The sequence below is a fragment of the Paractinoplanes toevensis genome, from assembly GCF_018332695.1.
GTDB classification, from domain to species: Bacteria; Actinomycetota; Actinomycetes; order Mycobacteriales; family Micromonosporaceae; genus Actinoplanes; species Actinoplanes toevensis.
The window spans coordinates 73,614-86,822 of record NZ_BOQN01000107.1; the positions used below are offsets into that span (position 1 = coordinate 73,614).

Consider the following 13,209-nt stretch of genomic DNA (forward strand, 5'->3'; position numbering starts at 1 on the left):
CGTCAGGCCCGGATCAGCTGCCGCAGGCGGTCGAGGAACCGCTGGTCCGGCAGCCGGTCCGGGCGTGCGTCGAAATAGTTGACGGTGCTGAGCGCGAACCAGTTCTCCCCGGACAGCAGGATCGGCAGCAGCGGTTTGCCCCGGTCACGGGCCCGGTGCAGCTCGTTGCCGACGTTCGCGGACGCCTCCGCCGCCGGGGACATCACCACGATCATCGCGGTGCAGTCGTCGACCCGGTCGCGGACCACGTGCTCCCACCGGTCGCCGACCTCGAGCCGGTGCCGGTCCAGCCACACCGGGAGGCCGCCCTTCGCCAGCAGGTCGACGAGCCGGTCCACGTAGCCGACGTCACGCCGGCTGTAGCTGACGAACACGTGCCCCCGGTCGAGGGCGAGGGGCTCGGACCCGCGGTACAGCTCGCGGAAGGCCGCCAGTTCGGAGTCGGCGTCCCGCGGGGCGGCCGACATCCGGCAGAGCACGGTGACGATCGCCTCGAGCTTGGCCCACGCCGGCAGCGTCCGTCCGTGGAGGACAGCGCTGACCGTCTCGTGCGAGACCGAACCGGCCTGCCGGCTGATGATCCGGGTGGCCGGCATGCCGGCCACCCGATAGAGGTCGTGCAGCCGCACGAGCAGCTCGCGGTGCGGGCCGTCCGGGACCTTGTCCGGGCCGGGCAAAGCGATCGGCACTCGACGCTCCGAACGGGGTCAACGGGATCGGAGCAACCAATAGTAGGCGCCGCGGCCCGGACGGGTCACTTGGTGGCCCGGCCGGTGATCAGGTCTCGGAGGCGGTCGACGAGGCCGACACCCGGTCCGGCCAGCTTGTGGAACAGTTCGCTGTTCGGGGCGCCCGGGTGCGGGCGGGTCGGTGCGAGCTTCTTCGCCGTCTGCACCTTGCCGGCCAGCTCGACGAGTTCCTCGTGCGGGATGCGGCTGCGCAGCTGCGGGAACTGCTCCGTCTCCTCGTCCTGCACGTGGTCGGCGAGGATTTCCTCGAGCTTGCGCAGCGTCTCGTCGAAGTCGGCCGAGGAGACCTCGAGGCCCTCCAGCCTCTTCATCGTCTCCTCGAGTTCCTTGTGCTCCTCGACGTCGTGTTCGACCGCCTTGTCGCCCTCCGGCAGGTACTTGCGCATGGCCGGGTAGACGTACATCTCCTCGGCCACGGCGTGCCGGACCAGTTCGCTGATGGCGGTGTCGGTGAGATCCCGGCGGATCATCGGGTCGCGTACCGTCCAGATCTCGCCGATCAGGGCGGTGACGTCGCGGTGGTCGGCGGTCAGGACATCGACCACGTCCGGGTTATCGGCCATCGTTCCTCCATTGAACTCGAAGCTGGACGGCCGCATACCCCAGAACTCGGCGGCATAACTCGGCTTTCATCGGGCATCCGGCGGTGATGAAGGCTTTGACATGGCAGGGCACCGGCAAGGTCTCGGTGGAGACGGTGCCGGACCCGAGGATCCAGGATCCGACCGACGCGATCGTGCGCATCACCTCCACCGCGATCTGCGGGTCCGACCTGCACCTGTACGACGTGCTCGGCATGTTCCTCGACAAGGGCGACGTTCTCGGGCACGAGCCGATGGGCGTGGTCGAGGAGGTCGGCGCCGAGGTCACCCACATCAGGCCGGGCGACCGGGTGGTCATCCCGTTCAACATCTCGTGCGGCCACTGCTGGATGTGCGAGCGTGGCTTCTTCGCCCAGTGCGAGACCACCCAGGTGCGCGACCAGCACAAGGGCGCCTCCCTGTTCGGCTACACCAAGCTGTACGGGCAGGTGCCCGGCGGCCAGGCCGAGTACCTGCGGGTGCCGCAGGCCCAGTTCGGCCCGATCAAGGTGCCGGACGGTCACCCGGACGAGCGCTACCTGTTCCTGTCCGACGTGCTCACCACGTCGTGGCAGGCCGCCCGGTACGCGGATATCCGCCCCGGGGACACCGTCTTCGTCACCGGTCTCGGCCCGATCGGCCAGATGAGCGCCCGGATCGCCCTGCACCTGGGCGCCGGCCGGGTCATCGCCTCCGACAACGTGCCCGAGCGCCTGGCCATGGCCGCCCGGCACGGCGTGGAGGTGCTCGACACCTCGAAGGTCGACGACGTGCCCGCGGCGGTGCTGGACCTGACGAACGGGCGCGGTGCCGACGGCGTGATCGAGGCGGTCGGGATGGAGGCGCACGGCTCGCCGCTCCAGGCGGCCGCGGTCAAGGCGGCCGGGATGCTGCCGGATGCGATCGCCCGCAAGGCGATCGACACGGCCGGCATCGACCGGATGGCCGCGCTCACCGACGCGTTCGGCGCGGTGCGGCGGGCCGGCACGGTGTCGATCATCGGGGTGTACGGCGGTCAGGCCGACCCGATCCCGATGATGGACCTGTTCGACAAGGGCGTGACGCTGCGGATGGGCCAGGCCCACGTGAAGCGCTGGGTGGACGAGATCATGCCGTTGCTGACCGGCGACGACGACCCGCTCGGCGTGGACGACCTGGTCACCCACCGGCTGCCGCTGGGCGAGGCGCCGCACGCGTACGACATGTTCAAGAAGAAGGAGGACGGCTGCATCAAGGTCGTCCTGAAGCCCTGAAAAATCTTGGCAAAGCACTTGGCACTCCTCGGTGCCAAGTGCTAAACAACGACCGGTTCGCCGGGCAGATGCTCGCCGGTCCCGGGACGACGGCCATGCCGCTCGACCTCTACCGCTCCGGTGACCACTTCGTGCTGCACTGCGACCTCGCGGGTGCCGACCCGGGTTCGGTGCACGTCGGTGTCGACAACCGGGTGCTGACCATTCGCGCCGAGCGTTCCCCGCGCACCGATGACGACCTGCAGTGGGTTCGCCGCGAGCGGCTCACCGGCACGTTCGAGCGCCGCATCACCGTCGGCGACGGCCTCGACCTCGACGCGATCACCGCGCCTGGCAGGACGGCGTGCTGACCGTGACGCTCCCGGTCGCCGAGACCGTCGAGTCCTGACGCGAGCGGGCTGGGCGGGAGGTGCTCCCGCCCGGCCCGGTCCGTCAGTAGGGGTCGCCCGTTCCGGGCAGGCGGCCCCGGGCCAGGCCACCGGGTCGGCCGGGCTGGTCCGGATCGGCCGACAGCGGCGGGCTCGGCGCGAGGCCGGCCCGCGCGGCGATCCCGGCGACCAGTTCGCGCAGCGCCGCCACCGCGTCGTGCCGCGGCTGCCAGCCGAGTTCCGCGGTTGCCCGCGCACTCGACATCAACGGCGCGTTCAGGGCCAGGTGCACCCAGCCCGCGTCGATCGGCTGCAGCCGCAGATGCCAGCTGAGCGCGGCCGCCCCGGTCAGCGCGATGGCCGGCACCGGCACCCGGACGCCGCGGAACACCTCGGCCGCCAGTCGCGGATCCAGAACCGGGCCGGCCGCGATGTTGAACGCGCCCCGGATGTCGGTGCGCAGAATCCGGGCGTACGCGTCGGCTACGTCGTCGGCGTGCACGGCCTGCATGCGCAGTCTCCGGTGCGACGGCACCACCGGGATCCGCTCGTGCCGCAGCAGCCGGGCGGGCAGCAGCGGCCCCGCGAAATACCGGGCGATCTCGGTGCCCGCCTCCCGCTGGAAGATCAGACCGGGCCGGACCCGCACCACCCGCAGCCCCGGATGATCCCCCTCGATCTCGTCGAGCATCCGCTCGACCAGGGCCTTGTGCCGGCTGTAGGACGATTCGACCACCCCGCTGCGGGGATGACTCTCGGTCACGAACTCGTCCTTCGGTCCCGGCGAGTAGACCCCGACCGAGGACGCCTGCACCAGCGTGCCGACGCCGGTCCGCAGCACCGCCCGGGCGACCTCGCGACCGCCGAGCACGTTCGTCCGGAACAGCCGGCGCGGGCTGTGGCTGGGCTGGATCTGCCAGGACAGATTGATGACGGCGGCGGCACCCCGGAAGATCGGTTCCAGCCGCGCGGCCGCGCCCTCCCCGGCCACGTCCACCGAGTGCCAGTCCACGTCCCGGTAGACGCCCTCCGGTTCGGGCAGGCGCCGGGCCACCCCGGCGATTTCGAGATCGGTTTCGGTCCGCAGCCGGCGCAGAAGGGCCGTGCCCGCGTTTCCCGTCGCTCCGACGATCACCACACGCATGACGTCGGGCATACCCGCACTACGGCCGCCGAACCGTGGTTGACCGGTACCCGGACGGGGAACATGCCGCTCGTGCACATGATCACCCTGCCCGACCTCCCCCTGCCCGGCCACGGCGCCACCGCGGAACGCCTGCGCGGCCTGGCCGCCCTGGGCCGCGCCGACCTGGTCGATTGCCGGCTGGCCGAGGGCCACCTGGACGCGGTGGCCATTCTCGCCGAACTCGGCGAGAACAACGACGGGGAACGCTGGGGCGTCTGGGCGGCGGCTCCTTCTTCCGTACGGGCGGAGCACGGTCCCGGCGGCTGGCGGCTCAGCGGTGACCGCCCGTGGTGCTCGGGCGCGGCCTGGTGCACGGACGCCCTGGTCACCGCGGCCGCCGAGGACGGGATCCGGCTGTTCGCGGTCCGCAACGAGCGCCCGCACGCGACCCCGCTCGACGGCACCTGGCCGGCGATCGGTATGGCCGGCAGCGACAGCCGCACGATCCGCTTCACCGAGGCACCCGCGCGTGCGGTCGGCGGCCCCGGCGCGTACGTCGATCGGCCCGGTTTCTGGCACGGCGGCGTCGGCGTCGCCGCCTGCTGGTTCGGCGGCGCCCTGGGCGTGGCCGACACCCTGCTCGACGCGGCCCGCCGCACGGATGCCGGCCCGCACGCCCTGGCCCACCTGGGCGGGGTCGACGTCGCCCTGGGCGCGGCCCGCGCGGTGCTGGCCGAGGCCGCCGCCGCGATCGACGCCGACCCGAAGGCCGATGCCCACCGCCTGGCCGTGCGGGTCCGGTCGACGGTCGAGGCCGCCGCCGCCGAGGTGATCGACCGGGTCGGCCGGGCTCTGGGCGCCGGCCCGCTGTGCCGCGACGAGGCACATGCCCGGCGCGTCGCCGACCTGACCGTCTATCTGCGCCAGAGCCACGCGGAAGGCGACCTGGAACAGCTGGGCCGGCTCCTGGCCGAGGGCGAGGACCGGTGGTGAGGCCGATCGCCGGCGAGGGCACGCCCGAGGGCACCTGGCGGGCGTGGAGCGCGCCGGATCGGTGGCCGGCGCTGCCGCTCGACCCGCCCGGGCCGCCGCTGGTGGTGGCGCCGCACCCGGACGACGAGATTCTCGGCGTGGCCGGGCTGATGAGCGTGCTCGGCTCGGCCGATCTCGCCGCCGTCACCGACGGCGAGGCCTCGCATCCGGGCTCGTTCGTGCACACGCCGGAGGAGTTGGCCGCGATCCGGCGGGCCGAGACCGACGAGGCGCTGCGCCGGCTGCGGATCGACGGCACCGTGTTCCGGCTCGGGCAGGCCGACGGGGCTATCGACGAGGACCGCCTGGCCGCAGACCTCACGAAGCTGCTCACGCCGGGGCGGTGGTGCCTGGTGACCTGGCGCGGGGACGGGCATCCGGACCATGAAGCCGCCGGGCGGGCCGCGGCGCGAGCCTGTGCCGAGACCGGGGCGCGACTGCTGGAGTACCCGATCTGGACCTGGCACTGGGCGTACCCCGATGATCCGGACGTGCCCTGGCAGCGGGCCCGGCGGATCGATCTGCCGCCGGCCGCGCAGGCGGCCAAGGCCGCCGCGATCGCGGCCTTCCCCAGCCAGATCGAACCGCTCGGCCCGGCCGAGGCCGACGCCGCGATCCTGCCGCCGCACGTGCTCGCCCGGTTCGCCCGCCCGTTTGAGGTGATCTTCGAATGACCACGCCGATCAGTTACTTCGAGCAGATGTACGCGGCCGACCCGGACCCGTGGAGCTTCGAGACCCGCTGGTACGACGCCCGTAAGCACGCGCTCACGGTGGACGCGCTGCCGCGCCGCCGCTACCGGTCGGGCTTCGAACCGGGCTGTTCGACCGGCATGCTCACCGCGCGCCTGGCCGGCCGCTGCGAACGGCTGCTGGCCGTCGACGCGGTCGCCGCGGCGGTCGAGACCGCCGCCGGACGGGTCGCCGGGCAGCCGCACGTCGAGGTTCGCACCGCGCGGATGCCGCACGAGTGGCCGGACGGCAGGTTCGACCTGATCGTGCTGTCCGAGCTGGGTTACTACTTCGCCGACGCCGACCTGACGACCCTGCTCGACCGGGCGGTCTCGTCCCTCGACGCGGACGGTGACCTGGTGGCCGTGCACTGGCGGTGGCCGGTCGAGGAGCACGCCCGCCCCGGCGACGAGGTGCACGCCGCGATCGCGGCCCGGCCCGGCCTGCACCGGCTGGCCCGGCACGAGGAGGCGGACTTCATCCTGGAGGTGTTCGGCCGCGACCCGGCGTCGGTCGCCCGGCGCGCGGGCCTGGTATGACCCGGGTCGCGGTCATCGTGCCCGCCCACGACGAGCAGTCCCTGCTCCCGGCCTGCCTGAGCGCCCTGCGCGCGGCCGCCGCCCCGGTGAACGCTCGTCTGATCGTCGTCGCGGACGCCTGCACCGACGACACCGCCCTGGTGGCCGCGGCGGGCGGCGCCGACGTCGTGACGATCGAGGAGCGGAATGTCGGCCGGGCTCGGGCCGCCGGGGTCGAGCAGGCCCTGCGCGGCGGAGCGTACTGGCTGGCCACCACGGACGCCGACAGCCGGGTACCGCCGAACTGGCTGCACTGGCAGCTCGATCACGCCCGGACCGGCGCCGACCTGGTGGCCGGCACGGTCGAAGTGGACGACTGGTCGGGCTGGCCCGGCCCGCTGCCGTCCCGGTACGAGCGCCTCTACCGGGAGCTGGTCGCGGGCGTTCGGCACGGGCACATCCACGGCGCCAACCTGGGCTTCCGCGCCTCCGCCTATCGGGCCGCGGGCGGCTTCCCGGAGCTGCCCCGCGACGAGGACCGCGGCCTGGTGGCCCGGGTCCGGGCGAGCGGCGGCCGGGTGGTCACCGACGCCGGCTGCCCGGTGCGCACGAGCGCCCGGCCGGACGGCCGGGCCCCGCACGGCTTCGCCGCCCACCTGCACGGTCTGGCGTCGGACAGCCTGGCCCTGGACAGCCGAACGGCCCGGTGAATCACCGGGCCGTTGCTTTCGAGGGGGCGTCAGGACTTGAAGGCGTCCTTGACGTTCTCCACGGCCTGCTTCAGCTTCGAGCTGCTCTGGTCGGCCTTGCCCTCGGCCTCGAGCTGCTCGTCGTCGGTGGCCTTGCCGACACCCTCTTTGACCTTGCCGCCGACTTCCTCGGCCTTGTTGTCAACCTTGTCGTCGAAAGCCATCTCTTGCCTCCACATCATCGTGCGAACGACATGGGGGATACCCGTGCTTGCTGATCGGCAATCATTTCGATCCGCTGATAAACAGCTGATAAGCATCTGTGATCGGTGCCGATCGCGAATCCGCGATGGACAGGGCCTCGGATTGCCTACTAGTTTCGTAGGTGTTGTAGAGAATTGCAGAGAGGACTCCACCATGAGTGCCGACGCCTTCGAACCGGCCATCCCGTCGACCGCATCGCCGGAGGTGGAGTTCATCAGCCTCACCCACCCGAACCCGTCGACCGAGCTCGACCCGGTGCCCTCGCGCGGCATCGACCTGAAGTTCTTCCGCAAATACGTGCGGACGCTCGAGGAGGGCGGCTTCGACTACACCCTGCTGCCGTACGGGTCGGCCAGCGCCGACTCGTTCGTCGTGGCCAGTGCGGTCGGGCAGCTCACCGAGCGGATCAAGCCGATCGTCGCGCTGCGGCCCAACACCACCTTTCCCACCGTGGCCGCGCAGAAGCTCGCCACTCTCGACCAGCTCACCGAGGGCCGCGCGGTGGTCCACCTGATCACCGGCGGCAACGACGCCGAGCAGGCCCGGCAGGGCGACCACCTGCCCAAGTCCCGGCGCTACGCCCGCACCTCGGAGTACGTCGACATCCTGCGCCGCTCCTGGACCGAGCCGGCGCCGTTCGACCACGACGGCGAGTTCTACCGGTTCGAGGGCTTCGGGCCGGGCTTCCTGCCGTACGAGGGGCCGATCCCGATCTCCATCGGCGGCCAGTCCGACGAGGCCTTCGCGATCGGCGGCGAGAAGGGCGACATCTTCAGCTTCTGGGGCGAACCGCTCGACGACCTGCGCGGCGAGATCGACCGGGTGCACCGGATCGCCCGCGAGTCCGGCCGCACCACGCTGCCCCGCATCTGGGTGACGTTCCGGCCGATCATCGCCCAGACCGACAAGCTGGCCTGGGAAAAGGCCCACGAGTACGTCGACCGGGTCGCCGCCAACTTCGCCAAGGTGCGGCCACTGGCCCAGGGCACCCCGCAGAACGTCGGCTCGCAACGGGCCCTGGCCTTCGCCAACCGCGCCGACCTCTACGACCGGGCGCTCTGGACCAGGACCGCGGCCGCCACCAACGCGGCCGGAGCGTCGACCGCCCTGGTCGGCTCGCCCGAGACGGTCGCCGCGGCGATCCTCGACTACGTCGACCAGGGCGCGTCGCTGGTGTCGATCCGCGGTTACGACACCCTCGCCGACGCGGTCGACTACGGCCGTTACATCCTGCCGCTGGTCCGCCAGGAGATCGCCCACCGCAAGGCCACCGGGCAGCGCAGCGGCTTCCAGGCCGAGCACCCCGGGAACTACGGCACCGAGTACGCCGGGTACGCCACGGCACCCCATGCCGCCTGAGACCCGCCGCCGTTCCGCCCTCGCCGCCCAGTTCGCCGGAGCCCGGGCCCATCCGGGTCCGGCGCTGGTCGCCACCGTCACCGGCCTGATCAACGGCGCCACCATGGTGGTCGGCGCCACCGCGATCGGCTGGTCCACCGACCACCTCGTCATCCCGGCGCTGGGCGGCGAGCACGTGCCGGCCGGCACCTGGTGGATCAGTGCCGGGCTGGTCCTCGGCATCTCCGCGGTGCGCTGGACCACCATCTTCGTGCGCGGCATCGCCACCGGCCGGGTGCAGTACCGAGCCCAGGCCGAGACCCGCCGGGCGGTGGTCCGCCGCTACCTCGAACTCGACCCGGGCTGGCACCGCCACCGCTCCCCCGGCCAGCTGCTCGCCCACGCGGTCTCCGACGTCGACGCGCTCTGGTCGCCGATGCAGTTCGCGTACTTCGCGGTCGGCATGGTCTTCATGCTGCTGCTGGCGCTGGCCGAGCTGTTCCACCGCGACCCGCTGCTCGGCCTGGTCGGGGTGGCCCTGATCGCCGGGGTGCTCGCCCTCAACGTGATCTACCAGCGCCGGCTGGCGCCGCGCGCCCGGGCCGCGCAGGCCGCCCGCGGGCAGGTCGGCGCGGTCGCGCACGAGTCGATCGAGGGCGGCCCGGTGGTCCGCAGCCTCGGCCTCACCGACCGCGAGGACGCCCGCTTCGCCCCGGCCGTGGAGAGGCTACGCGCGGCCGACCTGCGGATGGCGTCGATCAGCTCGACCTTCGATCCGCTGCTCGAACTGCTGCCGACCGTGGCCGTCCTCGTCGTGCTGGCCGCCGGCGCGCCCCGGGTGCAGGCCGGCGCGCTCACCGTCGGCGACCTGGTCGGCGTCGTCTACCTGCTGATCACCATCTCGATCCCGCTCAACGTGATCAGCCGCTTCCTCTCCATGCTGCCCATGTCGGGCGCCGGCCGGGAGCGGGTGCACGCCGTGCTGGCGGACCCGGACGTCGTGCGCTTCGGCGCACGGCGGCTCCGCCACGTGCGCCCGCTCCGGGTCGAGCTGCGCGACGCCGGCGTCACCCGGCAGGGCCGGCCCATCCTCGACCACGCCTCGCTCACCCTGGAGGCCGGCACGGTCACCGTGGTGGTCGGCGCGGTCGGGGCCGGCAAGACCACGCTGCTCGACCTGGCCGGCGGGCAGGCCCACCCGACCGGCGGCGTCGTGCTGTTCGACGGCGTCGACGTGCGGGAACTGGCCCGCGGCGCGGTGCCGGAGAACGTCGCGGTGGTGTCGCAGAACCCGTTCCTGTTCGCCGAGTCCGTCCGCGACAACCTCACCCTCGCCGGGAACTACACCGAGCCGCAGATCTGGCGGGCCCTGCGCGCCGCGGCCGCCGACGACGTGGTGCGCGGCCTGCCCGACGGGCTCGACACGGTCGTCGGTGAACGCGGCGCCACGCTGTCCGGCGGGCAGCGGCAGCGGCTCTGCATCGCCCGCGCGGTGCTGCGCGAACCGCGGCTGCTCGTGCTCGACGACGCCACCTCCGCGCTCGACCCCCGCGTCGAGCGGCAGGTGCTCGAACAGCTGCGCGGCGGGCCGACCGTCCTGATCACCAGCAACCGGCCGGCCGCGATCGAGTTCGCCGACCGGGTGGTGCTGGTGCGCGGCGGCCGGATCGTCGCCGACGGCACCCCGGCCGAGCTGGCCGGCGTACCGGAATACGAAAGGATCGTCACCGCGTATGACCACTCTCGCGCGTCCTGACCTGAAGGGGTTCCGCACCGCGCTGCGGGTCTCCCCTTCGCTGCGCCAGGGGCTGCCGGTCACGATTCTGCTCGCGCTGGCCGCCGGGGCCGGCCGGATCATCGCGCCGCTCACCGTGCAGCACGCCATCGACGCCGGGCTCGCCCCGCACACGATCGCGCCGGCCGTCACCATCGGCGGGATCGCGGTGCTGGTGGCCGGCTCGTCGTCGATGGTGCTGAACCGGCGCATCCACGACCGCATCGAACGGGCCCTGGCCGGGCTGCGGCGGGCCGGGCTGCGCCGGGTGCACGACATGGCGGCGAGCCGGGCCGACCGGCTCCCCAGCGCCGACCTGGTCACCCGGCTGACCAGCGACATCGACCAGGTGACCACGTTCCTGCAGGGCGGTGGCATCCAGTTCCTCACCAACGCCGCCCAGCTCGTCATCGCCACGGTCATCATGTGCGCGTACAGCTGGCAGCTCGCCGTACCCGTACTCGTGATCGCCGGTCTTCTCCTGGCCGCCATGGCGGCCATGCAGAAGGTGATCGCCCGGCGTTACCACCGGGCCCGCGGTGACCTCGCGCGGATGCAGTCGGCGGTCGCCGAATCCGTCCTCGGCGGCCCGGTGATCCGGTCGACCGGGACCGGCGAGCGCACCCGGGCGAAGCTCGACGAGGCCGTCGACCAGGCCCGGGACAGCCTGCTGCGCACCCTGCCACCGCTGCACGGCAACACCTCCCTCGGCGAGCTGGCGATCTCCACGATGACCGTCGCGGTGCTGCTCGGCGGGGTGTGGTGGGGGCGGCGGACCGGGCTGACCGCCGGCGAGGTGGTGGCCATGGTGTTCCTGGTGACGTTCTTCGTGCGGCCGCTGCAGTTCCTCGTGCAGAGCCTCGGCGAGGCGCAGAACGCGCTGACCGGCTGGCGGCGCGCCCTGGAGCTGGTCACCACGCCGAGCGCGGTGGTCCGGGACGGAACCCCACTGCCGGAAGGGCCGGTTTCGGTACGCGTCGCGCACGTGTCGGCCCGCTACGGGGACGGGCCCCTCGTGCTGCACGACGTGACCGTCCGGCTCGAAGCCGGCGAGCACGTGGCGATCGTCGGGCGGACCGGCTCCGGCAAGTCCACCTTCGCGAAACTGCTCACCCGCCGGCTGGAACCCGCAACCGGAACGATCCGGCTCGGCGGCGTGCCGCTCGAGGAGCTCGACGACAACAGCCTGGCCGGGCGGGTCGTCATCGTGCCGCAGGACCCGTTCCTGTTCGACGACACCATCGTCGCGAACGTGCGGCTCGGCCGGCCCTCCGCGACCGACGACGACGTGCTGGACATCCTCGCCCGGCTCGGGCTGCACGACTGGTTCGCCACCCTGCCGGAAGGCCTGGACACCCCGGTCGGCCTGCGCGGTGACCGGCTGTCGGCCGGCGAACGGCAGCTCGTCGCGCTCGCCCGCACCGCCCTCGCCGACCCCGACCTGGTCATCTACGACGAGGCCACCTCGGGCATCGACCCGGCCACCGACGTCGCCGTGCAGCAGGCCCTCGCCGCGCTGACCCACGGCCGCACCACCGTCTCCATCGCCCACCGCATGATCACCGCCGAGACCGCCGACCGGGTGCTGGTCTTCGACGACGGCCGGATCGCCCAGGCCGGCCCGCACCGGCGGCTGGTGACCGAGCCCGGACCGTACGCGGGACTCGTGACGGCGTGGAACCGCCAGTTCGGAGGAGTGGCATGACCGAGCTCGGTTTCAACACCCGGGTCTCGTTCCCGGCCGGCGAGGCCGCGCGCGGCCTGCGCGAGGGCATCGACCTGTTCCGGGCGGCCGAGGACCTCGGCTACCAGTCCGGCTGGGCCTACCAGCGGCACTTCGACAACTACCTGTCGTCGCCGCTGCCGTTCTTCGCCGCCGCCGGCCAGCACACCAGCCGCATCACGCTCGGCAGCGCGGTCATCCCGGCCCGCTACCAGGAGCCGATCCTGCTCGCCGAGGCGGCCGGCACCGCCGACCTGCTGATCGGAGGGCGGCTGCACCTCGCCTTCTCCAGCGGGACGGACATCTGGGACGAGGTCTTCGGCGCGGTCGGCACCGACGCCCGCACCGAGGGGCAGCGGCGGCTCGCCCGCTTCCTGACCGCCGTGGCCGGCGAGCCCATCCACACCGTCATGGCCCGCCGCGGCGTCGGCGGCCCACCGGTCGGCACCCCGCTGCGGGTCACCCCGAACAGCCCCGGCCTGCGCGACCGCATCTGGTACGGGTCGGGCAGCATCGCCTCGGCCGTCACCGCCGCCCGGCAGGGCCTGCGCCTGATCACCGGCACGATCCTGCACGACGTGCCGGACGGGGAGACCTTCCCGGAACATCAGGCCCGCCTGATCAAGGAGTACCGCAACGCCTGGACCGCCGCGCACGGGTCATCCGCGCCACCGGTAGCGGTGGCCGCCTCGATCCTGCCCGGCCCGACCGCCGCGCTGCGTTCGGTGTACGCCGCCTACGACCTCGAACGGCGCACCCACGGCCCGGCCGCCTCCCGGCCGCGCGGCGCTCTCGAGCCGGCACTCTCGGCGCAGCTGCCACCCGGCATGGTGATGAGCCCGGTCCACCACGGCTCACCGGCCGAGGTGACCGACGCCGTCCTGGCCGACCCCGGCCTGTCCGCGGCCGACGAGCTGATCCTGTTCCTGCCGCCGGCCTTCACCCTGCCCGACAACATCCGCCTGCTGACCGACCTGGCCGAAACCGTGGCGCCGGCCCTCGGCTGGACCCCGGCAAGCTGACCCGGCAGATCACTCACCGCCACCCCGGCGGACCGCCTGCC

14 protein-coding genes are annotated in these 13,209 nt (G+C 73.0%); 10 read left to right on the forward strand and 4 right to left on the reverse strand.

Annotated elements, in window-relative coordinates; all coding sequences use genetic code 11:
• Positions 1-2: 2 nt before the first annotated feature.
• Both Ato02nite_RS39685 and Ato02nite_RS39690 read right to left on the reverse strand, forming a co-directional pair.
• The gene (locus Ato02nite_RS39685) at positions 3-689 is read right to left on the reverse strand and encodes a toll/interleukin-1 receptor domain-containing protein (RefSeq protein ID WP_213011849.1); all 687 of its coding nucleotides are present in this window, start codon (positions 687-689) and stop codon (positions 3-5) included.
• 65 nt (positions 690-754) lie between these two features.
• Entirely contained in the window at positions 755-1,312 is a 558-nt protein-coding gene (locus tag Ato02nite_RS39690; protein WP_213011850.1) for a hemerythrin domain-containing protein, read from the reverse strand.
• Positions 1,313-1,398: 86 nt separating this feature from the next.
• Between Ato02nite_RS39690 and Ato02nite_RS39695 the strand changes: the two genes are divergently transcribed.
• Together Ato02nite_RS39695 and Ato02nite_RS39700 are read left to right on the forward strand one after the other, a co-directional pair.
• A complete protein-coding gene (locus Ato02nite_RS39695; protein WP_213011851.1) occupies positions 1,399-2,583 on the forward strand; it encodes a zinc-dependent alcohol dehydrogenase in 1,185 nt (394 codons plus the stop codon).
• A gap of 38 nt (positions 2,584-2,621) precedes the next feature.
• Positions 2,622-2,933, forward strand: a complete 312-nt coding sequence (locus Ato02nite_RS39700) for an Hsp20/alpha crystallin family protein (RefSeq protein ID WP_246607978.1) — start codon at positions 2,622-2,624, stop codon at positions 2,931-2,933.
• Positions 2,934-3,015: 82 nt separating this feature from the next.
• Here Ato02nite_RS39700 and Ato02nite_RS39705 read toward each other — a convergent pair whose 3' ends face one another.
• Positions 3,016-4,095: an NAD-dependent epimerase/dehydratase family protein gene (locus Ato02nite_RS39705; protein ID WP_213011852.1), complete on the reverse strand. Its 1,080-nt coding sequence runs from the start codon at positions 4,093-4,095 to the stop codon at positions 3,016-3,018.
• A 63-nt stretch (positions 4,096-4,158) separates the two neighbouring features.
• On the opposite strand from Ato02nite_RS39705, the gene Ato02nite_RS39710 reads away from it, so the two are divergent.
• From Ato02nite_RS39710 to Ato02nite_RS39725, 4 genes are read left to right on the forward strand one after another with little or no spacing between them, the layout of a single operon-like run.
• Positions 4,159-5,070 carry an acyl-CoA dehydrogenase family protein gene (locus tag Ato02nite_RS39710; protein WP_246607979.1) on the forward strand — a complete coding sequence of 304 codons (912 nt, stop codon included), beginning with the start codon at positions 4,159-4,161 and terminating at the stop codon, positions 5,068-5,070.
• The gene (locus Ato02nite_RS39715; protein WP_246607980.1) at positions 5,067-5,783 is read left to right on the forward strand and encodes a PIG-L deacetylase family protein; all 717 of its coding nucleotides are present in this window, start codon (positions 5,067-5,069) and stop codon (positions 5,781-5,783) included. The genes Ato02nite_RS39710 and Ato02nite_RS39715 overlap by 4 nt, the downstream gene beginning before the upstream one ends.
• Complete coding sequence (locus Ato02nite_RS39720; RefSeq protein ID WP_213011854.1) at positions 5,780-6,379, forward strand: SAM-dependent methyltransferase; 600 nt, start codon at positions 5,780-5,782, stop codon at positions 6,377-6,379. The genes Ato02nite_RS39715 and Ato02nite_RS39720 overlap by 4 nt, the downstream gene beginning before the upstream one ends.
• Positions 6,376-7,068, forward strand: a complete 693-nt coding sequence (locus Ato02nite_RS39725; RefSeq protein WP_213011855.1) for a glycosyltransferase family 2 protein — start codon at positions 6,376-6,378, stop codon at positions 7,066-7,068. Before Ato02nite_RS39720 ends, Ato02nite_RS39725 begins: the two co-directional genes overlap by 4 nt.
• A 29-nt stretch (positions 7,069-7,097) precedes the next feature.
• Here the strand turns inward: Ato02nite_RS39725 and Ato02nite_RS39730 are convergent, their stop codons facing one another.
• Positions 7,098-7,271 (reverse strand): CsbD family protein, encoded by a 174-nt coding sequence (locus Ato02nite_RS39730; protein WP_213011856.1) that lies wholly within the window; start codon positions 7,269-7,271, stop codon positions 7,098-7,100.
• 193 nt (positions 7,272-7,464) lie between these two features.
• Here Ato02nite_RS39730 and Ato02nite_RS39735 point away from each other — a divergent pair, with 193 nt between their 5' ends.
• From Ato02nite_RS39735 to Ato02nite_RS39750, 4 genes are read left to right on the forward strand one after another with little or no spacing between them, the layout of a single operon-like run.
• Positions 7,465-8,670: an LLM class flavin-dependent oxidoreductase gene (locus tag Ato02nite_RS39735; protein ID WP_213011857.1), complete on the forward strand. Its 1,206-nt coding sequence runs from the start codon at positions 7,465-7,467 to the stop codon at positions 8,668-8,670.
• Positions 8,660-10,405, forward strand: a complete 1,746-nt coding sequence (locus Ato02nite_RS39740) for an ABC transporter ATP-binding protein (RefSeq protein WP_213011858.1) — start codon at positions 8,660-8,662, stop codon at positions 10,403-10,405. Before Ato02nite_RS39735 ends, Ato02nite_RS39740 begins: the two co-directional genes overlap by 11 nt.
• Positions 10,383-12,128 (forward strand): ABC transporter ATP-binding protein, encoded by a 1,746-nt coding sequence (locus Ato02nite_RS39745; protein WP_213011859.1) that lies wholly within the window; start codon positions 10,383-10,385, stop codon positions 12,126-12,128. Before Ato02nite_RS39740 ends, Ato02nite_RS39745 begins: the two co-directional genes overlap by 23 nt.
• Positions 12,125-13,168 (forward strand): LLM class flavin-dependent oxidoreductase, encoded by a 1,044-nt coding sequence (locus Ato02nite_RS39750; RefSeq protein WP_213011860.1) that lies wholly within the window; start codon positions 12,125-12,127, stop codon positions 13,166-13,168. Before Ato02nite_RS39745 ends, Ato02nite_RS39750 begins: the two co-directional genes overlap by 4 nt.
• Positions 13,169-13,209 lie beyond the last annotated feature (41 nt).

Excerpts from the sequence above, each read along its gene's own strand:
- Ato02nite_RS39705 (WP_213011852.1), bottom strand. The coding sequence starts at position 4,095 with ATGCGTGTGGTGATCGTCGGAGCGACGGGAAACGCGGGCACGGCCCTT.
- Ato02nite_RS39710 (WP_246607979.1), top strand. The coding sequence starts at position 4,159 with ATGCCGCTCGTGCACATGATCACCCTGCCCGACCTCCCCCTGCCCGGC.
- Ato02nite_RS39740 (WP_213011858.1), top strand. The coding sequence starts at position 8,660 with ATGCCGCCTGAGACCCGCCGCCGTTCCGCCCTCGCCGCCCAGTTCGCC.
- Ato02nite_RS39745 (WP_213011859.1), top strand. The coding sequence starts at position 10,383 with ATGACCACTCTCGCGCGTCCTGACCTGAAGGGGTTCCGCACCGCGCTG.
- Ato02nite_RS39730 (WP_213011856.1), bottom strand. The coding sequence starts at position 7,271 with ATGGCTTTCGACGACAAGGTTGACAACAAGGCCGAGGAAGTCGGCGGC.
- Ato02nite_RS39750 (WP_213011860.1), top strand. The coding sequence starts at position 12,125 with ATGACCGAGCTCGGTTTCAACACCCGGGTCTCGTTCCCGGCCGGCGAG.
- Ato02nite_RS39725 (WP_213011855.1), top strand. The coding sequence starts at position 6,376 with ATGACCCGGGTCGCGGTCATCGTGCCCGCCCACGACGAGCAGTCCCTG.
- Ato02nite_RS39690 (WP_213011850.1), bottom strand. The coding sequence starts at position 1,312 with ATGGCCGATAACCCGGACGTGGTCGATGTCCTGACCGCCGACCACCGC.
- Ato02nite_RS39735 (WP_213011857.1), top strand. The coding sequence starts at position 7,465 with ATGAGTGCCGACGCCTTCGAACCGGCCATCCCGTCGACCGCATCGCCG.
- Ato02nite_RS39695 (WP_213011851.1), top strand. The coding sequence starts at position 1,399 with ATGAAGGCTTTGACATGGCAGGGCACCGGCAAGGTCTCGGTGGAGACG.
- Ato02nite_RS39720 (WP_213011854.1), top strand. The coding sequence starts at position 5,780 with ATGACCACGCCGATCAGTTACTTCGAGCAGATGTACGCGGCCGACCCG.